At 40.4% G+C, this 26,456-nt stretch carries 23 protein-coding genes and 3 tRNA genes; 21 read left to right on the top strand and 5 right to left on the bottom strand.

Annotation, left to right across the window (positions count from 1 at the left end):
- The first annotated feature begins 124 nt into the window (after positions 1-124).
- The 16 genes from L3D27_RS07060 (at position 125) to L3D27_RS06985 (ending at position 15,289) form a co-directional block, all read left to right on the top strand.
- Positions 125-209: transfer RNA gene (locus tag L3D27_RS07060), tRNA-Leu, on the top strand.
- 76 nt (positions 210-285) lie between these two features.
- The gene (locus tag L3D27_RS07055; RefSeq protein ID WP_284673039.1) at positions 286-1,359 is read left to right on the top strand and encodes a DUF475 domain-containing protein; all 1,074 of its coding nucleotides are present in this window, start codon (positions 286-288) and stop codon (positions 1,357-1,359) included.
- Positions 1,360-1,666: 307 nt separating this feature from the next.
- Entirely contained in the window at positions 1,667-2,866 is a 1,200-nt protein-coding gene (carA, locus tag L3D27_RS07050) for a glutamine-hydrolyzing carbamoyl-phosphate synthase small subunit (RefSeq protein ID WP_432480760.1), read from the top strand.
- A 64-nt stretch (positions 2,867-2,930) separates the two neighbouring features.
- Positions 2,931-3,728 carry a hypothetical protein gene (locus tag L3D27_RS07045; protein WP_432480759.1) on the top strand — a complete coding sequence of 266 codons (798 nt, stop codon included), beginning with the start codon at positions 2,931-2,933 and terminating at the stop codon, positions 3,726-3,728.
- Positions 3,729-3,740: 12 nt separating this feature from the next.
- On the top strand, positions 3,741-4,838 hold the full coding sequence (locus L3D27_RS07040; RefSeq protein ID WP_432480758.1) for a site-specific DNA-methyltransferase: 1,098 nt from the start codon (positions 3,741-3,743) through the stop codon (positions 4,836-4,838).
- 83 nt (positions 4,839-4,921) lie between these two features.
- A complete protein-coding gene (gene carB / locus L3D27_RS07035) occupies positions 4,922-8,158 on the top strand; it encodes a carbamoyl-phosphate synthase large subunit (protein ID WP_432480757.1) in 3,237 nt (1,078 codons plus the stop codon).
- 257 nt (positions 8,159-8,415) lie between these two features.
- Positions 8,416-8,892, top strand: a complete 477-nt coding sequence (gene greA, locus L3D27_RS07030) for a transcription elongation factor GreA (RefSeq protein WP_284673034.1) — start codon at positions 8,416-8,418, stop codon at positions 8,890-8,892.
- Positions 8,893-8,914: 22 nt separating this feature from the next.
- Positions 8,915-9,274, top strand: a complete 360-nt coding sequence (locus tag L3D27_RS07025) for a SirB2 family protein (protein WP_284673033.1) — start codon at positions 8,915-8,917, stop codon at positions 9,272-9,274.
- 299 nt (positions 9,275-9,573) lie between these two features.
- Positions 9,574-9,843 (top strand): HvfA family oxazolone/thioamide-modified RiPP metallophore, encoded by a 270-nt coding sequence (locus L3D27_RS07020; protein WP_432480756.1) that lies wholly within the window; start codon positions 9,574-9,576, stop codon positions 9,841-9,843.
- A gap of 90 nt (positions 9,844-9,933) precedes the next feature.
- Positions 9,934-10,815 (top strand): HvfB family MNIO-type RiPP peptide maturase, encoded by an 882-nt coding sequence (locus L3D27_RS07015; protein ID WP_284673031.1) that lies wholly within the window; start codon positions 9,934-9,936, stop codon positions 10,813-10,815.
- A gap of 14 nt (positions 10,816-10,829) precedes the next feature.
- Positions 10,830-11,627 (top strand): HvfC family RiPP maturation protein, encoded by a 798-nt coding sequence (locus L3D27_RS07010; RefSeq protein WP_432480755.1) that lies wholly within the window; start codon positions 10,830-10,832, stop codon positions 11,625-11,627.
- 18 nt (positions 11,628-11,645) lie between these two features.
- A complete protein-coding gene (locus tag L3D27_RS07005) occupies positions 11,646-12,284 on the top strand; it encodes an HvfX family Cu-binding RiPP maturation protein (RefSeq protein ID WP_418001262.1) in 639 nt (212 codons plus the stop codon).
- Between the two features lie 10 nt (positions 12,285-12,294).
- Positions 12,295-12,939 (top strand): sigma-70 family RNA polymerase sigma factor, encoded by a 645-nt coding sequence (locus tag L3D27_RS07000; protein WP_373628382.1) that lies wholly within the window; start codon positions 12,295-12,297, stop codon positions 12,937-12,939.
- Between the two features lie 9 nt (positions 12,940-12,948).
- Positions 12,949-13,194, top strand: coding sequence for a hypothetical protein (locus L3D27_RS06995; RefSeq protein WP_284673028.1), 246 nt, complete (start codon positions 12,949-12,951; stop codon positions 13,192-13,194).
- Between the two features lie 277 nt (positions 13,195-13,471).
- A complete protein-coding gene (locus tag L3D27_RS06990) occupies positions 13,472-14,371 on the top strand; it encodes a peptidoglycan DD-metalloendopeptidase family protein (protein ID WP_432480754.1) in 900 nt (299 codons plus the stop codon).
- Between the two features lie 3 nt (positions 14,372-14,374).
- Positions 14,375-15,289 carry a bestrophin family protein gene (locus L3D27_RS06985; protein WP_284673026.1) on the top strand — a complete coding sequence of 305 codons (915 nt, stop codon included), beginning with the start codon at positions 14,375-14,377 and terminating at the stop codon, positions 15,287-15,289.
- A gap of 73 nt (positions 15,290-15,362) precedes the next feature.
- Here the strand turns inward: L3D27_RS06985 and L3D27_RS06980 are convergent.
- The 3 genes from L3D27_RS06980 to folP all read right to left on the bottom strand — a co-directional run bounded on the left by L3D27_RS06980 (position 15,363) and on the right by folP (position 16,670).
- A tRNA-Ile gene (locus L3D27_RS06980) sits at positions 15,363-15,439 on the bottom strand.
- Positions 15,440-15,596: 157 nt separating this feature from the next.
- Positions 15,597-15,681, bottom strand: a tRNA-Leu gene (locus L3D27_RS06975).
- Positions 15,682-15,812: 131 nt separating this feature from the next.
- Positions 15,813-16,670, bottom strand: coding sequence for a dihydropteroate synthase (folP, locus tag L3D27_RS06970; protein ID WP_373628385.1), 858 nt, complete (start codon positions 16,668-16,670; stop codon positions 15,813-15,815).
- A gap of 101 nt (positions 16,671-16,771) precedes the next feature.
- Between folP and hflX the strand changes: the two genes are divergently transcribed.
- The 3 genes from hflX (at position 16,772) to L3D27_RS06955 (ending at position 19,446) form a co-directional block, all read left to right on the top strand.
- Complete coding sequence (gene hflX, locus L3D27_RS06965) at positions 16,772-18,106, top strand: ribosome rescue GTPase HflX (RefSeq protein ID WP_432480753.1); 1,335 nt, start codon at positions 16,772-16,774, stop codon at positions 18,104-18,106.
- Between the two features lie 211 nt (positions 18,107-18,317).
- Positions 18,318-18,749: a CidA/LrgA family protein gene (locus L3D27_RS06960; protein WP_284673023.1), complete on the top strand. Its 432-nt coding sequence runs from the start codon at positions 18,318-18,320 to the stop codon at positions 18,747-18,749.
- Positions 18,742-19,446: an LrgB family protein gene (locus tag L3D27_RS06955; protein ID WP_432480752.1), complete on the top strand. Its 705-nt coding sequence runs from the start codon at positions 18,742-18,744 to the stop codon at positions 19,444-19,446. The genes L3D27_RS06960 and L3D27_RS06955 overlap by 8 nt, the downstream gene beginning before the upstream one ends.
- A gap of 108 nt (positions 19,447-19,554) precedes the next feature.
- On the opposite strand, the gene L3D27_RS06950 is transcribed toward L3D27_RS06955, so the two are convergent.
- Positions 19,555-20,241, bottom strand: a complete 687-nt coding sequence (locus L3D27_RS06950) for a tRNA-(ms[2]io[6]A)-hydroxylase (RefSeq protein ID WP_284673021.1) — start codon at positions 20,239-20,241, stop codon at positions 19,555-19,557.
- A gap of 643 nt (positions 20,242-20,884) precedes the next feature.
- On the opposite strand from L3D27_RS06950, the gene L3D27_RS06945 reads away from it, so the two are divergent.
- Positions 20,885-21,940: a porin gene (locus L3D27_RS06945; protein ID WP_432480751.1), complete on the top strand. Its 1,056-nt coding sequence runs from the start codon at positions 20,885-20,887 to the stop codon at positions 21,938-21,940.
- 181 nt (positions 21,941-22,121) lie between these two features.
- The gene (locus tag L3D27_RS06940; RefSeq protein ID WP_432480750.1) at positions 22,122-24,170 is read left to right on the top strand and encodes a protein-disulfide reductase DsbD domain-containing protein; all 2,049 of its coding nucleotides are present in this window, start codon (positions 22,122-22,124) and stop codon (positions 24,168-24,170) included.
- 284 nt (positions 24,171-24,454) lie between these two features.
- Here L3D27_RS06940 and L3D27_RS06935 read toward each other — a convergent pair whose 3' ends face one another.
- Positions 24,455-25,957: an alanine/glycine:cation symporter family protein gene (locus L3D27_RS06935; RefSeq protein ID WP_432480749.1), complete on the bottom strand. Its 1,503-nt coding sequence runs from the start codon at positions 25,955-25,957 to the stop codon at positions 24,455-24,457.
- Positions 25,958-26,456 lie beyond the last annotated feature (499 nt).

Raw genomic sequence — 26,456 nt, 5'->3', positions numbered from 1 at the left:
AGTATTTTAATATCAATATCTTATAAAGTTTTTATGATTTTTATAAAAAAAGTTCTTGCCAATCATCAAAAAATCGCTATAATACGCATCAACAAGACATCATGATTGATGCAAGATACAACTTGGGGTCGTGGCGAAATTGGTAGACGCACCAGATTTAGGTTCTGGCGCCGCGAGGTATGAGAGTTCGAGTCTCTCCGACCCCACCATATTATAAAAAACCAATAATCATATGATTATTGGTTTTCTTTATATGCCTAAAAAATTTTGGTATAAAGGGTTATTATGCGACATTTTTTATTTGACATTGTTTTTACTGCTGTCTGCTTTTTCATTGCGGGTTGGTGGGGTTATGCTCATGGCGGTATGTCAGGCTTGTTGTTGGCACTAGGTGTTACGGCAATTTTGGCAATCATGGAGGTGTCATTGTCGTTTGATAATGCGGTGGTAAACGCTTCTATCTTAAAAGGCTGGAATGAGTTTTGGAAAAAGATTTTCTTGACTGTAGGTATGTTGATTGCCGTGTTTGGTATGCGACTTGTTTTTCCGATAGTCATTGTGGCGGTTACGGCAAACTTGGGCATATTTGAAGTTGTGAATCTGGCACTTAATAATCCAGCCAGTTATGCAGAACACCTAAACGCCCATCATGCGGAGATTTCTGCCTTTGGTGGTATGTTCTTATTGCTTGTGTTTTTAAACTTCATGTTTGGCGATAAAGATATTCATTGGTTTACTTGGCTAGAATCTCGTCTGGTGCGGTTTAGCAAGGTTGATGCGATGAGTGTGTTTGTGGCATTGGTAGTATTGATGTTATCGCTGACTTGGGTTGATGAAGCTAAGCAGGGTGTGGTAATGCTAGCGGGCATCTGGGGTGTGTTGGTGTATCTTGGTGTGAGCGTATTATCGGCATTACTTGAGGGCGAATCTGATTCTAGTGAGGTGGTGTATGACAATAAAGGTGAGCCAATTATTAATACCGCAGGCGTGTCGCCAACCATTCTAAAAGGCGGTGTGGCAGGGTTTATGTACCTAGAAGTTTTGGATGCGTCGTTTAGTTTTGATGGGGTGATTGGTGCATTTGCCATCACTAACGATGTGGTTATTATCATGCTTGGTTTGGCTATTGGTGCGATGTTCGTTCGTTCGATGACGATTTATTTGGTAGAAAAAGGCACGCTTAATGAATTTGTATACCTAGAGCATGGAGCTCACTACGCCATCGGTGCACTTGCCATCATCATGTTGTTATCAACCAAATTCCATGTACCAGAGATAGTCACAGGTCTGATTGGTGTCGCATTTATTGCCTTATCTGTCTATAACTCAATACAATATAATAAGAAGCACTCTGTTTAAGATAGATTCTGTATCAAATGGCTAGAAAAATAAAAATTTCTAGCCATTTTTTGTAAAGTTATGTATAATACCTAAAATCTATGCCAAAGCGAGCGACCATGAAAAAAGATAACTTAAAGTTTGCCAATCTTGCAAATTAGGTTATTTGTTTTTTAGGTGGCTCGTTTTTTATGAGTAAAATTTATCCGTTAATTTATTGGTTTGGCAGTCATGCCAAAAAAATTTGTCTAAAATTTGCTCATCGCACTTATTTGTTATGTCAATCAATAAGAGCAAGCAAAATATTTTTTATCATTCGGAGCATGTCATGACAATAAAAAAAGCAGTTTTGGCTTTGGCCGATGGCACTATTTTTCATGGGGTGGCAATCGGTGCATCAGGTTCTAGGGTTGGTGAAGTGGTTTTTAATACTGCCATGACAGGTTATCAGGAGATTTTAACTGACCCTAGCTATGCACATCAGATGGTTACGCTGACTTATCCACATATTGGTAATACAGGCTGTAACGATGAAGATGTTGAATCTGGGCGTATTCATAAAGTATGGGCGAGTGGTTTGATTATTCGTGATTTGCCATTACTACATAGCAATTTTCGTGCCAACATCTCATTAAGTGATTATCTAAAAAAGCATCAGGTGGTGGCGATTGCCGACATTGATACTCGTAAATTAACTACTGTACTACGCACTACAGGTGCTCAAAATGGCTGTATCTTAACCGCTGATGAAGCGGGTGATATTGATGAGGCTTTGGCGGTGAAGCTGGCACAACAAGCACCATCAATGAATGGTCTTGACCTTGCTAAGGTATGTTGCGATCCATCAGGCTTTGAATGGAAAAAAGGCTCTTGGCAATTGGCACATGATGGACGCAATGCTAAGACCACTGAGACAGGCGGTCGCTTTGCTGAGATTGGCAAGGACATTGAAGCAAAATATCATGTGGTTGCTTATGATTATGGTGTTAAGACAAATATCCTAAGAATGTTGGCTGATAGAGGCTGTCGTTTGACTGTTGTTCCTGCTCAGACGCCTGCAAGCGAAGTGTTGGCGATGAATCCTGATGGGATTTTCTTATCCAATGGACCTGGCGACCCATCGGCGTGTGATTATGCGATTGATGCCATCAGAACCATTTGCGATACCACCAAAATCCCTGTATTCGGCATTTGTTTGGGGCATCAGCTGTTGGCATTGGCAAGTGGTGCTAAAACCATTAAAATGAAATTTGGTCATCATGGTGCTAATCATCCTGTACAAAATCTAGATGATGGCACGGTAATGATTACTTCGCAAAACCATGGTTTTTGTGTGGATGAGAATAACCTGCCAAGTACGCTAAGAGCCACACATCGCTCACTATTTGACGGCACTAACCAAGGCATAGAACGCACTGACCGTGTGGCATTTAGCTTTCAGGGGCATCCAGAGGCAAGCCCAGGTCCACATGATTGCTCGGTGCTGTTTGATCGGTTTGTGAGTGAGATTGAAAAATTGAGAGCATAAAAATAAACAAATAATCAAGTGCGATTAATTCGTACTTTATTTTGTCTTTTTCGAGATTTGAAATATGAATATTTGGACACAAAAAAGTATTGAGCTTACTAATCAATCTAACTATTTGGATTTATTATATAAAGTTTATCCAATGTCAGTTAATTTGCGTAGAGAATTATCTATTGATGTTCAAAAAAATATCCAAGCCTATTTGGTTAATAAAGATGGCAAAAATTTATTAAAATTATTATTAGCCCAAGAAATTTTCCCAATTAAAGATAGTTATGTCGCTTATCTAAAAAGAGATAAAACAGCGATCGACAGAAACCCCAATACAGTTAATCGTTTGGCAGGAATGCTCATAGAAATGGGTTTTGATGAAATTTTGGATAAAGCTACAGCCCCAAAAGAAACCAATCGTCAAATCGGTCCACTATTTAAAAATTGGATAACTAGTGGGGCGTTGGGTGTGTCAATTACCCAAAATATCAGCGAATTTTTGGATTATCAAGGTAATATTGTTTTTTATGGCAGTGATAAATTAATGCAAAATTTTGCAAATGATTGTTTGGGCTATACACATAATAAAGGTTTGGATTTTATTGCTAAATTTAATAATAAAATTATCATTGCTGAAGCAAAATTTTTAACTGATTTCGGTGGTCATCAAAACGCTCAATTTAATGACGCAATTTTTACAATGAAAGCCCCTTTAAATAAACTTTCTTTCCCAGTAAAAGCAATCGCTATTTTGGACGGTGTATTATATATACAAGGTCGTAATAAAATGTTTGAAAATTTAAAAAATTATGCAGATGATGAAGTAGTGATTTCTGCAGTGTTATTAAGAGATTATTTATATTCTCTATAAAGTGGTGTTGTAATGCAGTTAATTTATCCAAATAAAAAAAGCACTGAAAAAATTTTGGCATTGGCAGGTCAAAATTATTCTCCAATAGATAATGTTGACCTGCCGACATTATTTTTTGGGGATAATTTTAGGGTATTAGCAAATTTATTAAACAATGGTTTTAAAAATAAAATTGATTTGATTTATATTGATCCGCCTTATAATACAGAGCAAAATTTTACGCTATCTTTTGATAGAGTGAGCACCATTAGCCGTTCAAAAACGGATATTTTGGCATATCGTGATAATTGGACGACAGACGAGTATTTGGAATTTATGCGAGAGCGTTTGATTTTAATGCGGGAATTATTATCAGAACAAGGGTCTATTTATGTACATATTGACAGTAAAATGGGGCATTATTTAAAAATTATTATGGACGAAGTTTTTGGTATTGAGAATTTTAAAAATGACATTGCTCGCATCAAATCCAATCCAAAGAACTTTTCTCGTAGGGCTTTTGGTAATGAAAAAGATATGATTTTGTTTTATGCTAGAAATGCCAAAAAAAATATTTTTAATCAAATTACTGTACCGTTAACAGATGTTGAAAAACAAATAATGTTTGAAAAAATAGATGAAAATGGTAGGCGTTATAACACTGTACCTGTTCACGCCCCAGGTGAGACAGTGAATGGTGATACAGGTGGACTTTGGCGAGATATGCTACCACCCAAAGGTCGGCATTGGCGTTGTTCGCCAAATGAGCTGGATGAATTGGATAAGCAGGGCTTGATTGAATGGTCAAGAAATGGTGTGCCACGCATCAAAAAATTTGCCGATGAACATAAAGGCAAAAAAATACAAGACATTTGGAGATATAAAGACCCAATGTATCCTGATTATCCAACGCAAAAAAATAGTGAAATGTTGGAAATGATTATTGCCCAATCATCAAATCCTAATTCTATTGTAATGGACTGTTTTGCAGGCAGTGGTTCATTTCTAAAAGCAAGTGCTAAATTGAGAAGACAATGGATAGGTATTGATGAGTCAGATGTTGCCATACAAATTATAGCAATGCAATTAGAGCATTTAACTTATCAGTTTATAGATTTTAATCAACAGTAAATTCAAGTCAAATAGCCAAATGAGCAACTTGCAATAGCTTTTTAATTTATTTAATGTTAAATTGAGGAAAAAGAGAGTAGCCTATGCCAAAGCGTAACGACATAAAATCCATTTTAATCATTGGGGCAGGTCCGATTGTGATTGGACAAGCCTGCGAATTTGACTACTCTGGTGCTCAAGCCTGCAAAGCCTTGCGTGAAGAGGGCTATCGTGTGATTTTGGTCAATTCTAACCCTGCCACCATCATGACTGACCCATCTATGGCAGACGCTACCTACATTGAGCCGATTACTTGGCAGACGGTGGAACGCATCATCGAAAAAGAACGACCAGATGCGATTTTGCCAACCATGGGTGGTCAGACAGCTTTGAACTGTGCATTAGACTTGGATAAGCACGGCGTACTTGCCAAATATGGCTGTGAATTAATCGGTGCGACCAAAGAAGCCATTGAAAAAGCTGAAGACCGTGAATTGTTTGATCAAGCAATGAAAAAAATCGGTCTAGAATGCCCTCGTGCTGATATTGTTAACACAATGGAAGAAGCATTACAGATTCAGTCTCGCTTTGGATTTCCTGTGATTATCCGTCCAAGTTTTACAATGGGTGGTTCTGGCGGTGGTATTGCTTATAACCGTGATGAATTTGTAGAAATCTGTGAGCGGGGTTTTGATTTATCGCCTACGCATCAGCTTTTGATTGATGAAAGTCTGATTGGTTGGAAAGAATATGAGATGGAAGTGGTGCGTGATAAGAATGATAACTGCATCATTGTCTGCTCAATTGAAAACTTTGACCCAATGGGTGTGCATACAGGCGATTCAATTACGGTTGCTCCAGCCCAGACCTTGACTGATAAAGAATATCAACTCATGCGTAATGCATCGATTGCTGTTTTGCGTGAGATCGGTGTGGAAACCGGCGGTTCAAATGTGCAGTTTGGCATCAATCCTGATAACGGTCGCATGGTGGTTATTGAGATGAATCCTCGTGTCAGCCGTTCATCAGCATTGGCATCTAAGGCGACAGGCTTTCCGATTGCCAAAATCGCTGCCAAGTTGGCGGTGGGTTACACGCTTGATGAGTTAAAAAATGACATTACAGGTGGTAAGACACCGGCATCTTTTGAGCCATCGATTGACTATGTGGTTACTAAAGTGCCTAGATTTAACTTTGAAAAGTTCCCGCAGGCAGAAAATACCTTAACCACACAGATGAAATCGGTGGGTGAGGTCATGGCGATTGGTCGCAATTTTCAAGAGTCAATGCAAAAAGCACTTCGCAGTCTAGAGACAGGTGCAACTGGTTTTGATGAGATAATGGATTTGGCAGGTAAGTCAGCCAATGCCATCGTATCAGAGATTAAAAACCGTCTAAGTATCCCAACGCCAGAACGCATTTTTTATATCGCAGAGGCGTTCCGACATGGATTTAGTCTTGATGAAGTGTTTGATTATACTAAGATTGACCGCTGGTTCTTGGTGCAAATTGAAGATATTGTCAACACTGAAAATCATATTAAAACACTTGGGTTTGGTGATTTGACCGCAGAGAATGTGCGTCAGTTCAAACGCAAAGGCATGAGTGATTTACGCATTGGCAATCTGATGGGTATCAGTCAAAAACAATTCCGCAAGAAGCGTTGGAATTTGGGTGTTTATCCTGTGTATAAGCGAGTGGATACCTGTGCGGCAGAATTTGAGACCTCAACGGCTTATATGTATTCAAGCTATGATGAAGCGTGTGAGGCACACCCAACTGATAAAGATAAGATTATGGTTATCGGTGGTGGTCCTAACCGTATCGGTCAGGGCATTGAGTTTGATTATTGCTGTGTGCATGCCGCTCTTGCCATGCGTGAAGACGGCTATGAAACCATTATGGTGAACTGTAATCCTGAGACCGTGTCCACTGATTACGATACTTCTGATCGTTTGTATTTTGAACCAGTAACGCTAGAAGATGTCTTAGAAATTGTGCGTACCGAGAAGCCAAAAGGTGTGATTGTACAATATGGTGGTCAAACACCGCTCAAGCTGGCTCGTGCCTTAGAAGAAGCAGGTGTACCCATCATTGGCACAAGTCCTGATGCCATCGACCGTGCTGAAGACCGTGAGCGTTTCCAAAGAATGTTGCATCAGCTAAACCTAAATCAACCACCAAATGCCTTAGCAACCAGCACTGATGAAGGCATCATTCGTGCCCAAGAAGTTGGCTATCCATTGGTGGTGCGTCCGTCTTATGTATTGGGCGGTCGTGCGATGGAAATTGTTTATAATGAAGATGAGTTACGCCATTATCTAAAAACAGCTGTACAAGCATCAAACGAAGCACCTGTACTACTTGATAGATTCTTAGATGATGCCATTGAAGTGGATGTGGACTGTGTGTCTGATGGTCAAGATGTTGTGATTGGTGGTATCATGCAACATATCGAGCAAGCAGGGGTACACTCTGGTGATTCAGCGTGTTCGTTGCCACCGTACTCACTAAGCAATGACATTCAAGATCAAATCCGTGAGCAGACCATTGCAATGGCAAAAGAGTTGGGTGTGGTGGGCTTGATGAATGTGCAATATGCCATTAAGGATAATATTGTTTATATTTTGGAGGTAAATCCGCGTGCTAGCCGTACCGTACCGTTCGTTTCGAAGTGTATCGGTGCATCGCTTGCTAAAATTGCCGCTCGTTGTATGGCAGGCAAGACTCTGCAAGAGCAAGGATTTACCAAAGAGATTATCCCAGCACATTATTCGGTCAAAGAAGCAGTATTCCCGTTTGCTAAGTTCCCAGGTGTTGATCCAATTTTAAGTCCAGAGATGAAATCAACAGGCGAGGTGATGGGTGTGGGCAAAACTTTTGCCGAGGCGTTCTATAAATCAATCATCGGTTCAAATGAACGCTTGCCTGGCTTGCCAACTCAAGGAGAGGTAAAAACCGCTTTCTTGTCGGTGCGAGATAGTGATAAGAAATATGCACCAGAAGTAGCCAGATCACTTCATAGCTATGGTTTTAGATTGGTGGCGACAGCCGGCACTCAAAAGGTCTTGGAAGAGGCTGGCATTGCGTGCGAGCGTGTCAATAAGGTAACAGAGGGTCGTCCACACATTGTTGATGCCATTAAAAATGGCGAGATTGATATTGTTATTAACACCACTGAAGGCAAGCAAGCCCAAGAGGATTCATTCTCTATTCGCCGTAGTGCGTTGCAGGGTAAAGTTTATCATGTAACCACCATGTCCGCTGCTTTGGCATCTTGCAAGGCGTATGAGATTAGCCTGCCTTTTGATGTGTATAAGTTGCAAGACTTGCATGCTTAATCTAATCTACCAAGCAAAAAACAAAAACGCCTTAAGTGGCGTTTTTGTTTTTTGCTTGAGTTTTTTTCTTAAGAGTTTAATGGTTGATAAATAGCTCTTAGGTTTATTTTCTTGTTTATCTGATGGCTGTTGTATTTTGTGTCAAAACTTGATAGAATAATTTGGAAATCTTGATATAAAAGGGTCTTGCTAAATACACTTTTAGCAGGATTTTTTGTACTTGCATCATTAAAAAACGATTATATAAAGGAGTTATCATGCAACGATACCCAATGACGCCAGAAGGTCATCAGGCATTAGAAGCAGAACTAAAACAACTAAAAACCGTTGATCGTCCTCGCATCACCAACGCCATTGCTGAGGCTCGTGAACATGGCGATTTAAAAGAAAATGCGGAATATCACGCTGCCAGAGAACAACAAGGGCTGTGTGAAGCACGCATTCGTGATATTGAGGCGAAATTGGGTGGTGCTCAAGTGATTGACCCTGCCAAATTACCACAAGATGGGCGAGTAGTCTTTGGGGTAACGGTTGTTCTTGAGAATATTGATGATGGCGAAGAGCGTCGTTATAAGATTGTTGGTGATGATGAGGCGGACTTTAAAACAGGTAAGATATCGGTTAATTCACCGATTGCTCGTGGTTTGATTGGTAAGTCTGAAGGCGATGAAGCTAAGATTCAAACACCAAGTGGACTGGTTGAGTTTGAAATCTTAGAAGTCATTTATGCGTAAGTTAATGAAGTAAGGGGGCGTTGTGAAACATCTACATATGCTGACAGCACTCATCACTCTTGTGTTATTTGGCTATCAGGCGGTATTTGTGTTAAGCGGTAGGCAACTTGTGCTATCTCGTGCCTTTAAGGGCTTAAGTCATTTGGTCTATCTGCTACTGGTGATGAGTGGGCTGTATTTATTTTGGCAGTTATTACAGGTGGCGGGTGTTCAGTATTGGGCAATCATTAAGCTTGGCTTGTTGATAGTGGCAATCTCATCAACCATAAAAGCACTTCGCCCCACCAATCAAGCCATCCAGAGCAGAGCGGGCATAATAATCGCATTGATTGCTTATGTTGCTATTATCGCCTTAGCACTAACTAAGCCAAATTTAATGTAGTCTTAAATACCAAAACAAAAAGTAGGCTATCAAAGTCTGCTTTTTTCATTGTCTTGATGACAACATAAAAAGCAAAAACAATGCTATGGTTTACTTTCAAATTCATGGCGTCATTTAGTTTGGGCTGTATTTTATTTTTTAAAAATTTTTTATAAAAATGTAAGATTTAACAAAAATTCACGACTAATGATTACCAAGCAGTTTTTGTTTGGTTTTTTAAATGCATCATGCTTTATGGTAACTGTACATGGTCTTAAGGTGATGACAAGTTATGATAAAGCATCAATTGGAGTTATTTTATGAGAAAATTAGCAAAAACTGCCCTAGTTGGCTCACTGGTTATCGCAGGTGCTAGCCCATTTGCGATGACTGCAATGGCACAAGGCTATCAAAACAAAACTGTCAAATGCGACAAAACTGATAAAAAATGTGCTGAAAAGAAAGCCAAAAAAGCCGAAACTAAAAAAGCTGAAGCCAAATGCGGTGAAGGTAAGTGTGGCGGTGTAAGCACAAAAAGCAAAAAAGCTGAAGCCAAATGCGGTGAAGGTAAGTGTGGCGGTAGTAAATAACGCTCTGAAATTTTCGCATCAAATGGGTGTATTGCCCATTTGATTGCTTTTTGGTTTTATACAGATTGTCATTGATTGGGAGAGGTTGATATGAATGGCTATCCTAAAGGTGCAGGACTAGGTTTTCGTCGTGAACTTTGCACACAAATGAAGGCAGAAAATCTGTCAGACATTGATTTTTTTGAAGTGTCTCCTGAAAATTGGTTGAACTCATCAGGGAGAATGGGCGGACAATATCACAAGTTACTCAAGTCCTACACTGAGCAATTTGCCTTTATTTGTCATGGCTTATCACTGTCAATTGGCAGCAGTGCTGAATTGGATATTCATTTATTAAAAAATATCAAGCGGTTTATGCAAGAGCATGGAATGCAGTTGTACACCGAACATTTGGCTTGGACATCTGACAATAAGGGGCATTTGTATGATTTGTTACCCATTCCTTGTACAAACGATGCTGTGATGTGGACAGCAAATCGCATTAAACAAGCTCAAGATATTATGGGTATGCAAATTGGCTTTGAAAACGCCAGTTATTATTATGCACCACCAGACAGCGACATGAGCGATAGTGAGTTTATCACCGCTGTGGTCAAAGAAGCTAACTGTTTGTTGCATCTGGATATCAACAACATTTATGTCAATAGCCAAAATTTTGGTTTTGACCCTATTCAATATTTACATGAGTTGCCACTAGATAAGGTGTGTTATATGCATGTTGCAGGGCATTATGTAGAAGAAGATGGCTTTATCATAGATACGCATGGTAATGCGGTGATTGAACCTGTCTGGCGATTGCTAGATGAAGCCTACCATGAGATTTATCGGCGAACAGGAAAAAAGGCGGTGGATATTCCTACCTGCCTAGAAAGAGATTTTAATTTTCCTGAGTTGGATGTATTACGCCAAGAGGTCAATTTAATCCATACCGCTCAGCGTAAAGCTGAACAATCTTATACACTGATTGCCTAAATTTTTTTAAGAATATGACCGTAACTTTACTTGCCCCTTATTCATTGCAACAATTTCAAAATCAATTTGGTGATTATTTGCGTTCGCAGTATCATGCTAAAGATGATGGCATACCTAGCCGTGTGGGTGGGATTTATCAAACCTTGATTTTTAATAATGTGCGTAATTTTTTAAATCAATGTTTTCCGATTTGTCGTGAGATATTGGGTGATGATAATTTTCATGTGCTGTCGCTGTATTTTTTCCAAAGATATCCATCTCATTCACCTTATTTTAATGAAATTCCCATGCAGTTTGTGAATTTTTTATCACAACTGATGACGGACAGTCCAGACTGGCACGATGAAATCACCATCACAAACAATGATATTGATTTTGTGCCTGATTATTTAAGCGAGTTGGCTCATTATGAGTGGTTGGAGTTGCATGTAGATACTCTTGCTAACTTAACAGCAAAGCCTATTTTAAAAACGCCAGATAACCAATCTTATGGTCTAAATCCAAGCGTACAAAACAGCCATTATACTTATCCCGTGCATGCCATCAGTGTGGATAATTGCAATGATATAGCCCCCGATGAAGTATTTTTGGTGGTATTAAGAGCATCTGATAATGAAGTTAAATTTGTACACACCAATGCTTTGACACATCTATTTATTGATTTTATACAAAATAATGAGCGGGTATATTCATCAGTAGGTGAGTTGGTGACTGATTTTGCCAAGCATATTGATTACCATAATATTGATGAATTATTGGCTTATGCTGATGATTTATTTGCTGAATTACTTGCCCAAAATATCATCATATAACTATCTAAGAGTAAAAAAATGAAAATGTCTCGTCTATATACAACTGCCATTACCAAACTACAAGCGTTGGATTTTGTTGGTTTATTATTGCTCCGTATTTACCTAGCACCCATTTTTATTGTTGCAGGGTTGACTAAGTTGAACAGTTTTGAATCAATCGCCGAATGGTTTGGCAATAGTGATTGGGGTCTTGGATTGCCTTTTCCTGTTTTGATGGCAGTCTTGGGCATTTTTGCAGAACTTATTGGTGGATTTGCGTTATTGTTTGGGGTGATGACACGCTTTTTTAGCCTTAGCTTGATTATCACTATGGCGGTGGCAGGGCTAACGGTGCATCTAAAAAACGGTTGGTCTGCCATTGCATCAAGTGATGCTAGTACTAGTATCGCTTTATTCTGGTCAAAATTAGGCTTTGGCAATGCTAATGATAGCCTTAATCATGCAGAAGAAGTTGCGTTAAGGCTACAGAAGGCTCGTGAGATTCTACAAGAACACGGCAATTATGATTGGCTGACTGAAATGGGTAACTTTGTTATTTTAAATAATGGCATAGAGTTTGCGGCAACTTATTTGATTATGCTACTGCCTTTATTATTTTATGGGGCAGGCAAGTATGTGAGCGTGGATTATTTTTTGGGCAAACGCTTCTTAAAATAAGGAATAAATAATGAATGATGAGTATCAAACATTTATTAAGTTATTATTAAAAGATAATAAAACAGCACATATTCTACATTATTCATTAAATGAGCAATATTTGGGTGGTTTGTATAAAGAATTATTAAAATTTGCACAAAATCAACTCAATGACAGTGGCTTGGCAGAGGACGCAGTGCAAGAATGTTTATTATCTGCTATGCAATATGCCAAAAATTTTAAGGGGAATTCGGCGTTTAAAAGCTGGGTCTTTGCAATCTTAAAGCATAAAATCACCGATTGCCTTCGCAAAAATATGCCTTATACCACATTGAGTGATTTGGGTGATGGTGAGAATCAGACGCAAATGGCGGATTTGGTGTTTTCTGAGGCAGGGCGGTGGCATAAAGATTATATGCCTACAGCATTTGATGATTCGTGGTGCGACCCAGAATTACAAATGCACAATCATCATTTTTGGCAGGTTTTGAGTTATTGTTTGAATAATTTAGCAGGTGAGCAAGCACGAGTATTCTTGATGAAAGAGTATTTGGCATTAGATAGTGATGAAATCTGCCAAACCGTACAAATTAGCAAACAAAATTATTATGTACTTATGCACCGAGCCAGACTTAATTTGCAAACTTGCTTGACTCGTCATTGGTTTGATGAATAAAGGAGTGTTATGAAAAGTTGTCAAAAAATAAGCCAGCTAGCTAGTCTTTCTCTAGAAAAATCTCTTTCGTTGCAACAAAAGGCATATCTAATCTTGCACTTTGCCATGTGTAGGCATTGTCGGACATTTGATAAAAATAATAAAATATTATCTAGTATGTTAAAAAACCAAAAGCAAGCTGATGAGACGCTCTTGGATACTAAAAACTTACATGCTCAGCAAAAAACACAAGCTGATGATACTTGGTCGGCTTAATGGTCTTGACTGGCATTTGATTTGACATTCTTTGCTAGTTTGAGCTAAAGCGTTGTTTGTAATATTGCGGTATGGTTGTCTATTAGTTTAATTTGGTTTTTATTATCAAAAAACACAAAGCCTGTCTATAAGATGGGTTTTGTGTTTTTTGTGGTTGTGTTACAATAAAAGCCCTGCCTACAATACATGGGTGGCGATATTTTTGTTGGCTTGTTTGTGCAATTAGGCACGATGGGCTTGTTGATATTTTTGAGGTAATAAGAGGGTTTGGACAAAGATGGCGAAATTTCAAGAAAAAAGACCGGCGACCAAACGAGTAAATATATTGGCGGTGTGTGGTGTGGCAGGAGCTTTTGTGTTGGCAGGCTGTGCTAGTAAACCAACTGTGCAGGGTAGTACAAATAAGCAACCCATCATAAAAAACAGCCAATCTGTTATAACAAACAGTCGTGGTGTGCCAAATCGCTATATGGTCAAACAGGGTGATACGGTCAGTAAGATTGCCGAGCGTTATGGTCTAGACTGGCGTGCCATTGGACGCATAAATAATCTTGATTCGTCTTATACCATCTATGTGGGGCAGTGGATTAGCTTGTGGCAAGATGGCAGTAATGTCAAAACAAGTACAACAACAATAAAAAAACCCACACCCAAGCCCGCACCAAACCCAGTAACTACGACAATCAAGCCTGTAGCACCAGTTAAGCAGACGGTGGTTGTATCACCTAGCCCTGTGTCAGCTTATACACCGCCACCAACAACAAATAATACACCTTTGTCGGTGGGTAGTGTGGGCGTGATGCAGTTTCGTTATCCTGTAAGTAGCAGTAACCCTGTAGCTCGTCGTTTTGGTACAATAAATGTTGGTGGTCAGTCAGTTACCAGTCAAGGGATGTGGTTTTCTGGTCGTGGTGGTGATGCGGTCTTAGCAAGTCGTGCAGGTACGGTACTTCATGCTGATGGTAATATTGATGGGGCAATGATTGCTATTGCACATACCGATGGTTTTGTGAGCAGTTATTTTCATATACAAGATGCACAGGTCAAATCAGGGCAGACCGTACAAGCAGGTCAACGAATCGCCAGTATGCGTCATCAGTCCAATGGTTCTGGGTTGTTAGAATTTCGTATTTCTCGCAATTCTAATTACATAGACCCTTTGTCAGTCCTAAAATAACGCATGATTGTCCGTGATAAAAGCAATGGCTTAAAGTTACTATTTGTTTGGCGTGGTACGGTATTGCCTAAAGTTTTGCCGATGGTGTTGCTACTTATGGCAATCTCAATGGTGGCATGGTCTTTAACGCATTATAAAGTCTATGCTGTTACAGGCGTGCCTGCGGTAGGCTTTACAGTGTTTGGTGTGGTCTTATCAATATTCTTAGGCTTTCGTAATACTGCCTGCTATGATAGATGGTGGGAAGGGAGAAAGCTATGGGGTGCGATGATTGCCAATACTCGCCATTTAACCAGAGATAGTCATTTTTTGGGCGTGCAAGAGCGTGAAAAACTGCTCATGGATATGTTGCTATTTGTGGGGTTGCTTCGCAATCGTTTGCGGGGGCAGATGTCTCAGTCAGAGCAGTTTTATCACTATTATCAGATGGATAAAAAGGAGCTTGATGTCATCAATGCTCACATAAACGCACCGCAATATGTACTTGAAAGAATGCAAAAACAGCTTATAACAGCGGTACAAACAGGGCAAATAACCGATATTATCTACACTAGCATTCAGCGTCATGTGGTAGAAATGGGTGGTATTCAGGCGGGCTGTGACAGAATTGTCAGTACGCCCCTACCTTTTCCATATTCAGTTTTGTTGCATCGAGCGGTGTTTTGTTTTTGTTGGATGTTGCCTTTTGGGCTAGAGTCGGTGATGGGTATTTGGACGCCATTTTTGGTGGGGTTTTTGTCATATCTTTTGCTTGGACTTGATGAGTTAAGTCATCAGTTAGAAGAGCCGTTTGGTACTTCAGCCAATGATTTACCGCTTGATACGATGGTTAGGTTGATGGAGAGAGAAACTTTGGCTTTGTTGGGTAAATCGTTGCCACCTGCTATGATTGCCGATGCGTCTTATAATTATTCATAAAATAAAAGCCGGTAAATCGCCATAAAAAACCAAGATCTACATATTGTAAGATCTTGGTTTTTTTAATTAAATTTGGTGGGCCCACACAGACTCGAACTGTGGACCAAAGGATTATGAGTCCTCTGCTCTAACCAACTGAGCTATAGGCCCAAATTAATCAATCCAAATCACATCTTTTGGATTGGCGTATTCTACAACAAACCAAGCAAAAATACAATAATAATCTATCATATAATTATTAAAAAAACTTCACTTAGGTTTTTACCAAATAAAAAGCTGATGAATTTATCATCAGCTTTTTTTAATATGGTGGGGTCGGAGAGACTCGAACTCTCACACCTCACGGCGCCAGAACCTAAATCTGGTGCGTCTACCAATTTCGCCACGACCCCAAGTTGTCTTGATGGGGCGTATTATACGCATTTTTTTGGTATTTGCAAGCATTTTTTATAATTTTTTAAAATAAAAATATAACTTGTTGATTTTTATTATATTTTTAATTTAAGATAATTGTTCTACATGCTTATTGCAATGCTTGCCACATTGCCAGAGCTTGCCTCATCTTGGCGACATCATGCACACGCACGATGGATACGCCTTGCTGAATGGCGAGTAGGTGGGCAACCGCTCCAATCATATCCCTTTTGGTGGGGTGATGATCATGTAACTGGTCAAATTGATTTAAAATCTCACCCAAAAACCGCTTTCGAGATACCCCAAAGAGCATGGGTAGATGAAAATGTGCCATGAATTTGTCCAGCTGTTTCATCAAAGCAACATGGTGTTTATAATTTTTAGCAAAACCCATGCCGACATCAATGATGATATTCTCCTTTCTGACCCCAATGTGCAGGGCGTTTTTGATGCTTTGGTCAAGTTCGCTCATCACCTCGTTTACCACATCATCATAATCAGCAAGGTCATTCATGGTGTCAGGTTCGCCTCGTGAGTGCATGATGACAACAGGGCAATCAAGCTGTGCTGCCATTTTGCTTGCTCCATCTTGTCTTAGTCCTCGCACATCATTAATCATGTCTGCACCTGATTTGATGCCTTCATACATGACGATGGGGTTACTGGTATCAATAGATAGCCAAATATCATTGCCAAGATGCTGACGCAGTGCATCAATGATGGGAATGACTCTATCTAGCTCGGTATCGGTATCTATTGCAGGGGCATTAGGGCGAGTAGATTCACCGCCAATATCAATAATATCCACGCCCCAAGCCATCATCTCATCAGCATGGCGTAGGGCGTTATCTACATTATTAAAACATCCACCATCTGAAAATGAGTCTGGTGTAACATTGAGTACGCCCATGATTTTTGGGGTGGATAAGTCTAGGGATTTTTGGCGGAAGTGTATTTTGTGTTTCATGACAAATAAGCCACTAAAATCTTGAAATTTAGCATAATACCACAATTTAAAACAAGGTGGTTTTAATTATTTATTTTGATGATTTTTTAAAAGGATAGTTTTTGCAATATTTTGACAGACACGAAGGTGGTGAAAAGGCCATCTTGGTACATCTAGATATTCGTGAGATGATTGACCCTGATGATTTAGAAGAATTTCGTCTGCTTGTACATTCAGCAGGGGCAAATGAGCTTGCCATCATCACAGGTGCTAGAAATAGACCACATGCCAAATACTTTGTTGGTACAGGTAAGGCAGAAGAGATTGCACAAGCGGTTGATGCACATGGGGCGGATATTGTTATTTTTAATCATGATTTGTCGCCTAGCCAAGAGCGAAATTTAGAAGCGATGATTAAATGCCGAGTGCTTGATCGTACAGGACTTATCCTTGATATTTTTGCTCAGCGAGCCAGAACTTATGAGGGTAAATTACAAGTGGAGCTTGCACAGCTTTCTCATCTGGCTACTCGCCTTGTGCGTGGTTGGACGCATTTGGAGCGTCAAAAGGGCGGTATTGGTCTGCGAGGTCCTGGCGAAACCCAACTTGAAACAGACCGCCGACTGTTACAAATCCGTGTCAATCAGCTAAAAACCAAACTTGATAAGGTTAAGCGGACTCGCAACCAAGGTCGAGCCAAACGCACCAAATCTGATATTCCGACCGTGTCTTTGGTTGGTTATACTAACGCCGGAAAATCCACACTGTTTAACCGTCTGGCCGATGATAACATTTATGCTGCCGACCAGCTGTTTGCTACACTAGACCCCACATTACGCCGTGTTAAATGGGCAGGCGTGGGAAATGTCGTGCTTGCTGATACAGTGGGGTTTGTGCGTCATTTGCCACATGAGCTTGTTGAAAGTTTTCACGCTACGCTAGAGGAGACTTTACAAGCCGATCTCTTGTTGCATATTATTGACAGTAGCAGTCCTGATATGCACGAGCAAATTGATGCGGTAAATGCGGTGCTTGATGAAATTGGGGCGACAGCTCCTGTGCTTTTGGTGCATAACAAGATTGATAAAACCGATGAATTGCCCATGATTCATTATAAAGAACAAGGCGTGCCAAACCGTGTTTATGTTTCGGCTCATAAAAACTTAGGTGTAGATAAACTTGTGCAAGCGGTGCAAGAGCTGTTGGTGGGTGGTCTTTTTGAATTTAATCTGACTTTGCCGTACCATGCCGGGCAATTGAAAAACACTTTGCATGAGCTTGGCGTGGTGAGTCATAGTGAGTTTGATGATACAGGGCATGAAATTGTAACGATTTGCCTAGCTAAAGACAGGCTAAAAGAACTGTTAGGTAAATATCACCTAAATCCTTTTGATGTACTGCCCCTACATCAGGCGAGCGAGTTTTTGCCAGAGTTGGAGGCATTTGAAAGGGTGTAAATTCAGGCTTGTGAAGATGGTAAGATCGATGATGCAAGTAAGGGCGATGATGAGTTAGATCCGTTTTGTTGGTGATGATGGGTTTATCTGTGGCACATGTGCATTATTTTGATAAAAAATAACAAACATTTTTTATCAGTGTGGTGTTTGCCTTGACCGCACGGTCAGTTAATGATTTAATAAAAATCATCTACCACCACAAAGGATGCTTATGAAATCTCCTTATTTGACCAAATCGCCTACTTTTTGGGGCAGTATGCTTGCCACCATTATCATCATCATTGGGGTGCGTGAGCTTGCATTGGTGGTATGCAGTGCCTTGGGTATGCCAAGTGCGACCAATATTGTAGGATTGATATCGCTGTTTGTGATGTTGCTTATCTTAAGGCTTATCAAAGGTGGTCTGCCTGCTTGGTTGTCGTCATCGGCAAGCGTACTGCTTGTGGATAGTGGATTTGCATTTTTGCCAGTGTCAGCAGGAGCTGGGATTTTGATGTTTGGACTTGGGTCGGATCTGGTTGCTGTGTCGGCAGTGATTATCATCAGTACCGTGATTCCGCTTTGGGCATTTGCCAAGTTATCTGCCAAGTGGCTAGCAAAAGATGAAGGCAGTGCTAGCAAGCAAGGAGAGAGTCATGTCTAACATTGCTATTGATGGCAGTACTGTTGTCATCGCCTTTGTGGTAACAATGATTGCTCATGTGGGGGCGAAGTATGTCCTTCGTTATTTAAATAAGTATGTGCGTGGTGTGCCGATGATTATCGTTGCCATCATCTTAACCTTATTGATTTTATTTGTCATTCAGCTTCCTTATGCCACTTATTATGCCAATGCAAAACCTATGTTTGACCGTCTGCTTGGTTATAGCACTGTTTTACTTGCTGTACCGCTTGCTGGTATGGATTTTAGGGGGTTGCCAATTAAAAAACTCTCCATCATCGTCATCATGGCAAGTTTGGTGGGGGCAATTGTGCCGATGTCGCTTGCTTATCTGTTTGGTCTAAATATGGAAACAATTTTGGCGTTCGCCAGTCGCTCTGTTACCACACCAGTGGGTTTGTCGGTCGCCCAAATTATTGATGCACCTTTGGTAATGGCGAACTTGATTATCATTGTATCGGGCATTTTAGGGGCAGGTGTGTGCCGTATGCTATTTTCTGGCATTGATGACGATAGGGCAAAAGGCTTGGCACTTGGTTTGGTTGCCCATGCCATTGGTACGGTAGAGGCATGGACAATCAGTCCGACCGCAGGGCGATATGCCGCTTTTGGACTGGCAATCAATGGGTTGGTTACAGCGGTTTGGTTGCCTGTGGCGATTGTGTGGTTACTTGGGTGATTCAATCAATAAAAAAGCACTTTTATTTAAGTGCTTTTTTTATTGATGACTAATCCAATAAAATCTGATTAATCATAAAAACTAACCGTCATCAGTCCTTCTATAATCTTACACCCAGTTAGGCACGCCACTATGAAAACGCAGTTCGCCATCAGGACTGTCGATCAGCTCGGACTCCACTTGACGAAAGAAAGCCACTCTTGTGCTGATGTCTTCATCAGTAATTGATTGAGCAAGTCTAATATAATCCTCATAATGACGGCTTTCTGATTTTAATAGATATTTATAATAGCGAGCCAACTTTTCATCATCAATGACATCAGCCAATGCTGAGAATCGTTCACACGAACGAGCCTCAATAAACGCTCCAATAATTAACACATCTACCATCGCTGCAGGTTCATAGGTGCGTTTGTGTTTTAGTAGCCCCTTGGCATAGCGACCGGCTGGTAGGTGCGACCACGCAATACCTCGCTCTTTCATGAGTGTGATGACTTGCTCATAATGTAGCATTTCTTCACGCACCAGTTGAGCTAAACGCTCTTGCAATTCACGATGAAATTCGTAACGAAAAATAAGGTTCATGGCTGTACCTGCTGCCTTTTTTTCGCAGTTGGCGTGGTCTTGCATGAGTAATGGCAGGTTATTTTTGGCAACGCTAAGCCATTTTTCAGAAGTGCGAGTACCCAAAAACTGATGAATATGACCGATATCAGTCGTTGCTTTAGCACGAGTGGTGATGTTTTTTAGATCGTCTTCTGGGGGAATACTGGTCTGGGACTCTAGATGGTGCATGACTCTCTTCTTGTTGTCGGTTGGTGAAAAACTGGGTAATAATTGATTAAAAATGACCCAGAACTAAAAAACTGGTAGAATGGCAATCGCCCATCGCAATTACTCATAATAACCAAGACATTAAAAGCGTACTAAAAATCGCCAAATTTGCCAATTGGGATAATTGTAAACATTTGTTTTACTCATGTAAAAATGAGCTTAAACTGGATTAACAATGTTGCTGTACAGAGATTATTTTAACATATTTTTTGGCAAAAATAGGCTGATATTTTGCTTAACAATTAGACGGTGCGTTATCTATGATGACATACACCCACTTTAATAATAAGAATTTACCTTATTATTAACAAAAAAGTCAGTGATGAAAAATATTTATAACTTATTGATTTTAAATCATAAATTATTAAATATACAAAAAATTTAGCAATTTTTTTAATAAAAGGTATTGCAAAATATGTCAAAATTGGTATCCTATTAACCGAAGCATAAATTTAGCAATGTTCTTGTGCTAATTTAACGGCAGTGAATATACCAAAAAAATGTTTCGTGAAGTAACCTCGTAGAATGAGATTGTTATTTTTTTATTCTACATTGGGCGTAGCTTTAGCGACCCAACTAAAAATGTATAAATGTGGAGAAACCCATGAAAAAACTACTTTTAGCATCAGCCGCCGTTGCTCTATCTATTACAGCTGCACAAGCTGCCCCAACTGTATATGGTAAAGCATTCCTTACTCTTGATGCTCAAGATGGCAACAAAGCAAGCAGAAATCACAACCCACGCACCCAGCTTAACTCTAATAGCTCACGCATCGGTCTAAAGGGTAGTGAAGCCCTAACTCAAAACACTAGCTTGGTTTATCAACTAGAGTATGGTGTAAAGGTTGACGATGACTCAACTCAATTCAAATCTCGTGATACTTATCTAGGTCTTGCTAATAAGCAATATGGTACACTAGTAGCTGGTCGCCTAACTGCAATTGATGACTATGTAAACTATGCTAACGAAGCCCAAGGTGGCGTTGTTGGTGGCGACAATGTACTAGCATCTTTTGATGGAGAGCGTGTAAACAATACATTTGCTTACTTCTCACCAGTGCGTAACGGCGTGCAGTTGATGGCTATGTATGCACTAGATGAAAATGTAAATCCAAATACTAAAACTAAGACAGTTCGCAAACCTGTACTGGATATGAGTGGTGCCGAGACAGGAAATTATGTAGAGACTACATCGACTGTTACTGTTGGCAATGATTCTCTAGGTCGTGACGTATTTGGTATTGGTGCAAAATACGAACCAACTAACGCACCTTATAAAGTAGGTGCTACCTACATCCAAGCTGGTGATGCTCTTAAAACAATCCGTATCAGCGGTTCTTTTGCTTTAAGTCCAGTACTAACTGCAGGTGCATTATATCAGAACACTGATCATGCTACCAACGACAATGAAAATGTCATTACTGTATCTGCGAACTACAAAGTAGCTCAAACTCCTTGGACTACCTATGGTCAAATTGACTTGGTTGATAATGTTGCAGGTGCAAAAAATGCTGAAAAACAGCGTATCGCTGTTGGTGGTAAATATGCATTCAACAAAGCAACCACTGGTCACATCTATGGTGCATTGCTAAAAGATAAAACTGACAGTAAAAATGTTGATTTATACGGTATCGGCGGTGGTATTGAATACAAGTTCTAATTTAATTTAGAATCTTGCATCAATAAAAAGCTCACCCAAAAGGTGAGCTTTTTTGTATTCATTAGAATGAGCGATTGATGAGTGAGGCTGTGTTAAATGAACCATCTGACCACTTTAAGTGGAAATGAGTACATGATGATGATATAATAGGTGTTCTTTTAACTGATTTTTATGGTTTTTTATGTCTCATTCCGCATTGTTCAAGTCTGCCATCTGTGCTTTGATGGTTGTTACGCTTGGCGCATCGGCACCAGCTACTGCTCAGGGTGAAGGTTTGTCGGCACTATTTGGGCAAAAATCTCAGAGATTTTTGCCGGTACATGAAGCATTCAAGGTTAAAGTACATACTGAGGGTACGGAGATTGTGGCGGTCTTTAGGGTAACGCCAGAGCATTATCTCTATCGTGATAAACTTTCTTTAAGATTGCCAAATGGGGTGCAGGCATCTAAATGGCAGTTTGACAAAACGGCAACCATGATGGATGATCCAACCTTTGGGCGTGTGGCGGTATTTGAAGAGGATGTGGTGGCAAGAGCAGTGCTGACTGGTGCAAGTAGCGAGACCACAGCATCGTTGCGTTGGCAGGGCTGTGCAAAAGCAGGTCTGTGTTATCCGCCAGAGCTAAGCAAATTTGAGCTAAATTTACCGCAAGGTTCATCAGACAGCTTGGCAGATGGCTCAACAAAGTCAGCTTCCGCCCAAAAACAAGCTCAAGCTATCAGTCGGGCATCATCAAGCCAGCCATCAAAAAAAGAGTTGGCATCTGCAACAGAGCAAGCGAAAAAGCCTACCGATATAGATAATACCAAGACAACAACAAAACAGAGTGCTGATACTGCTTTGCCTAACATCGTACAGCCTGTACTGTCATCACAGATGGACAAGATGAGCGATGAATCTGAGGTAAATGTTTCTGATGGTCAGCTGGTGGATGAAATAACGCCAGTGGCTAAGACTGCTCAACGCTATCAGCTCAATCATGACCTTGAGCAGGTGTATGATCCATTTGGTATTCATGATAACCCTGTACTTGCCATCGGGTTGTTATTTTTGGCAGGGCTATTACTTTCTTTGACGCCCTGCGTCTATCCAATGATTCCTATTGTGGCGAATATTGTCGCTAGACAAAACACGCTAAATACCAAAAAAGGTCTATTGCTATCATCAGCCTATGGCTTGGGGGTGGCAACTTCCTATGGGATACTTGGAGCGATTATTGCGTGGTTTGGTAGGGCAATCAATGTGATGGGTTACCTTCAAAACCCCGCAGTACTCATTGGTTTTGCACTATTATTTGTCATACTTGCTTTGTATATGTTTGATGCCATTAGTGTGGGACTTCCTACCGCTATTCGTGAAAAACTACAAGGTGTCTCGCAGATGGCAGATGACCGTTTAGGTCGAGTTGGGGGTAGTTTTTTATCAGGTATGCTGTCTGCTTTGGTGGTATCGCCTTGCGTGTCTGCACCAATGGCAGGGGTTTTGGCAGCGGTATCGGTCAGTGGTAGTGTGCTATTTGGATTTTTGGCGTTGTTTGCATTAGGGGTTGGTTTGTCGGTACCACTTGCACTGATTGGCATGGCACAAGGTCGCTTGATGCCAAAAGCAGGTGGCTGGATGATTCGAGTAAAGGAATTATGCGGTCTGCTGCTTTTGGCGGTGGCGGTATCGATGGTGGAGCGTGTCTTTATATCGGTGTGGGTACTGCTACTGTGGGCGGTGTGGTTTGCGATGGTCGGCGTATGGCTATGGAGATTGACAGCGTGGGTTGGCTATGCTTTGGCGTTGCTAGCGATGTTGTGGGCAGGCTGTCTAATGGTGGGTGCCGGCATGGGGTCGGTTGATGCTTGGAGACCGCTTGCTAAATTATCCATGGAATCATCAGTGCAGGAAAACTACTCTGATGTCCACATTACAACCTTAGATGAGCTTGATGGGATTTTATCTACTCGAGATAAAGTGGTTGTTGATGTTACGGCAGATTGGTGCATAGAATGCCGTATCATGGATCGAGAGCTATTCATGAATCGACCCGATGGCATGGCACAGGTTCAGTTGGTAAAATTTGACATCACCGAAGTGAGTGATGATAGCCGTGCTTTACTTTCTCGTTATCAGCTGATGGGACCACCTGCACTTTTAATGTATCAAGAAGGTAAGCTAACCAATGTAATGCTTGGACAGACTTCTCGTCAAGACTTTGAGTCAGCACTAAGACAGTTTGATTAATCAGTGTTCTTAGGTTGATAAAAAACCGCCACCATTGTTGGGTGGCGGTTTTTCTTGGAAACTGCCTAAATCATTCTATCAATCATGATGGTTGGGTAAAAATGTGGGATTGATTGGGGCTTGGATTTATCATCTGCATTTATTGGCTTATTTTTGGTAGGTTAAGATATTTGGTTAAAATACACTTACTTATGGATAAACATAAGAATGGGAGCTTATCTAAAAGATAAAAAAATTAAGCCCTGCAAATGCAAGGGCTTAATTGGGGTTGTTAGGCTTAATTGTTATTTATTCTTAAGTCTTTCTTCCCAGAAGGTGGCATTTTTAATGCCTAGTTTTACAGGGTCAAAGGTGTAGTTGGTTACACCAGATTTTTTCTGGGTTTCGTAGTCTGCCAAAGCACGCAAAGTTGGTTTTGCCATAAAGAACATTGCCAAGATACCAACGATGTTTAGCCATGCGGTCATGCCCACGCCAATATCACCTAAGTTCCAGATGTAACCTGCACTGTTTAAACTGCCGTAAGCAACCATTAAAACCACCGTGATTTTTGGTAGCCACATGGCAAGTTTTTGTACAGCCTTGTCTTTATGACGAGTTAAGTAGGCGATGTTAACTTCAGCGATATAGTAGTATGCCATGACGGTAGTAAAAGCAAAGAAGAATACGGCAATGGCGATAAAGTAGTTCCCAAATGTACCAAAGGTAGATTCTAGTGCCATCTGTGTGAAAGCAGGAGTGCCGATTTCTGTTGACTTATCTATGTTAACCAAAATGAATTCTTTGGTTTTTTCATTTTGGATGTTGTATGTTCCCATGGTCAAAATCATGAATGCTGTTGATGAGCAAACGATTAGCGTATCTACATAAACAGAAAACGCTTGCACCAAGCCTTGTTGTGCAGGGTGTTGCACTTCAGCAGCACCTGCATGGTGAGGACCTGTACCTTGACCTGCTTCGTTTGAATACACGCCACGCTTTACACCCCAACCGATTGCCGCACCTAAGCCTGCCATTGGATTTAGAATGTCGCTCATGATAAGACTAAAGACCATAGGGACTTTATCTAGGTTCATAATCATGATAAGAATGGCTAAAATGATGTAGCCTAACGCCATGAATGGTACGATAAACTCCGCTACTCGAGCGATACGCTTAATGCCACCAAAGATAATCGCTGCCAATCCAAGTACCACAATTGACATGACAACCACACGCAGTGAGCCTGTTTCTATGCCAAAAAAGTTCATCGGACTGCCGTCGCCTGTAATACGAGTTACAGCACTGATGATACCGTTGGCTTGTACGCCAGGCAGGAATAGACCACAAGCGATCACCATTGAGATGGCAAAGATGATGGCATACCATTTTTGACCCAAGCCTTTTTCAAAATAATAGGCAGGACCACCACGATACTGACCAGTAACTGGGTCTTTTTCTTTATAAATCTGTGCCATGGTTGATTCAACATAGGCAGTTGATGCCCCTAGGAATGCCACCACCCACATCCAAAATACTGCCGATGGACCACCAAAGCCAATCGCTGCGGCCACACCTGCGATGTTACCCACACCCACACGGTTGGCAAGTGCCACCACGAAGGCTTGAAATGATGAGATGCCTTCAGCACTTTTGGTGCCATTAAACATGAGGGCAATCATCTCTTTAAACATACGCACTTGTACAAAGCGGGTCATGATGGAGTAAAATAGACCGGCACCCAAGCATAAATAAATTAATGCAGGACTCCAAATGATGCCATTTAACCAGTTAATAAAATTTTCCATAACTTTTCCTTGGTCATAGAGATAAAACGAAAGTTGATAATAGTTTCAAATGTTTCACTAAAAAAACGGGATTTATGTTTGACAAATAAATATAAAAATAGGTCTGACTGTATCAAATAGACACTTTTTATCGCTTTTTCATCAAGCATAAATCTTATGTTTGAATTTGCCATATTTTTGCAATAAATGCTAGCAGAATTTGCACTTTTGGGGTATTTTTTTACAAAAAAATTTGATTTTTAGGTAAAAAGTGGTCGGTGGTGCTGTGATCCAATTTTTCTATAAATCCCCATATTGATTGATTGGCATTGATGAATGAATGTGTCAAAGCCTTTTTAAAGTTTAATAATCATGTTATGCTTGTGTACGATTTGGTGTTTTGACTTGTTTTTTGAGATAAAGATTGCCATTATAGTGTCAGATTGGTGGATTTTGAGAATGATGGGGGTATTTTAGTGAGTGAGCTAAGATGTTATTTCCCTGATGATTAACTCTCAAC

It is taken from the genome of Moraxella sp. ZY200743 (genome assembly GCF_050885545.1).
Lineage (GTDB): Bacteria > Pseudomonadota > Gammaproteobacteria > Pseudomonadales > Moraxellaceae > Moraxella > Moraxella haemolytica.
This window is presented reverse-complemented; position numbering and strand designations above follow the sequence as displayed.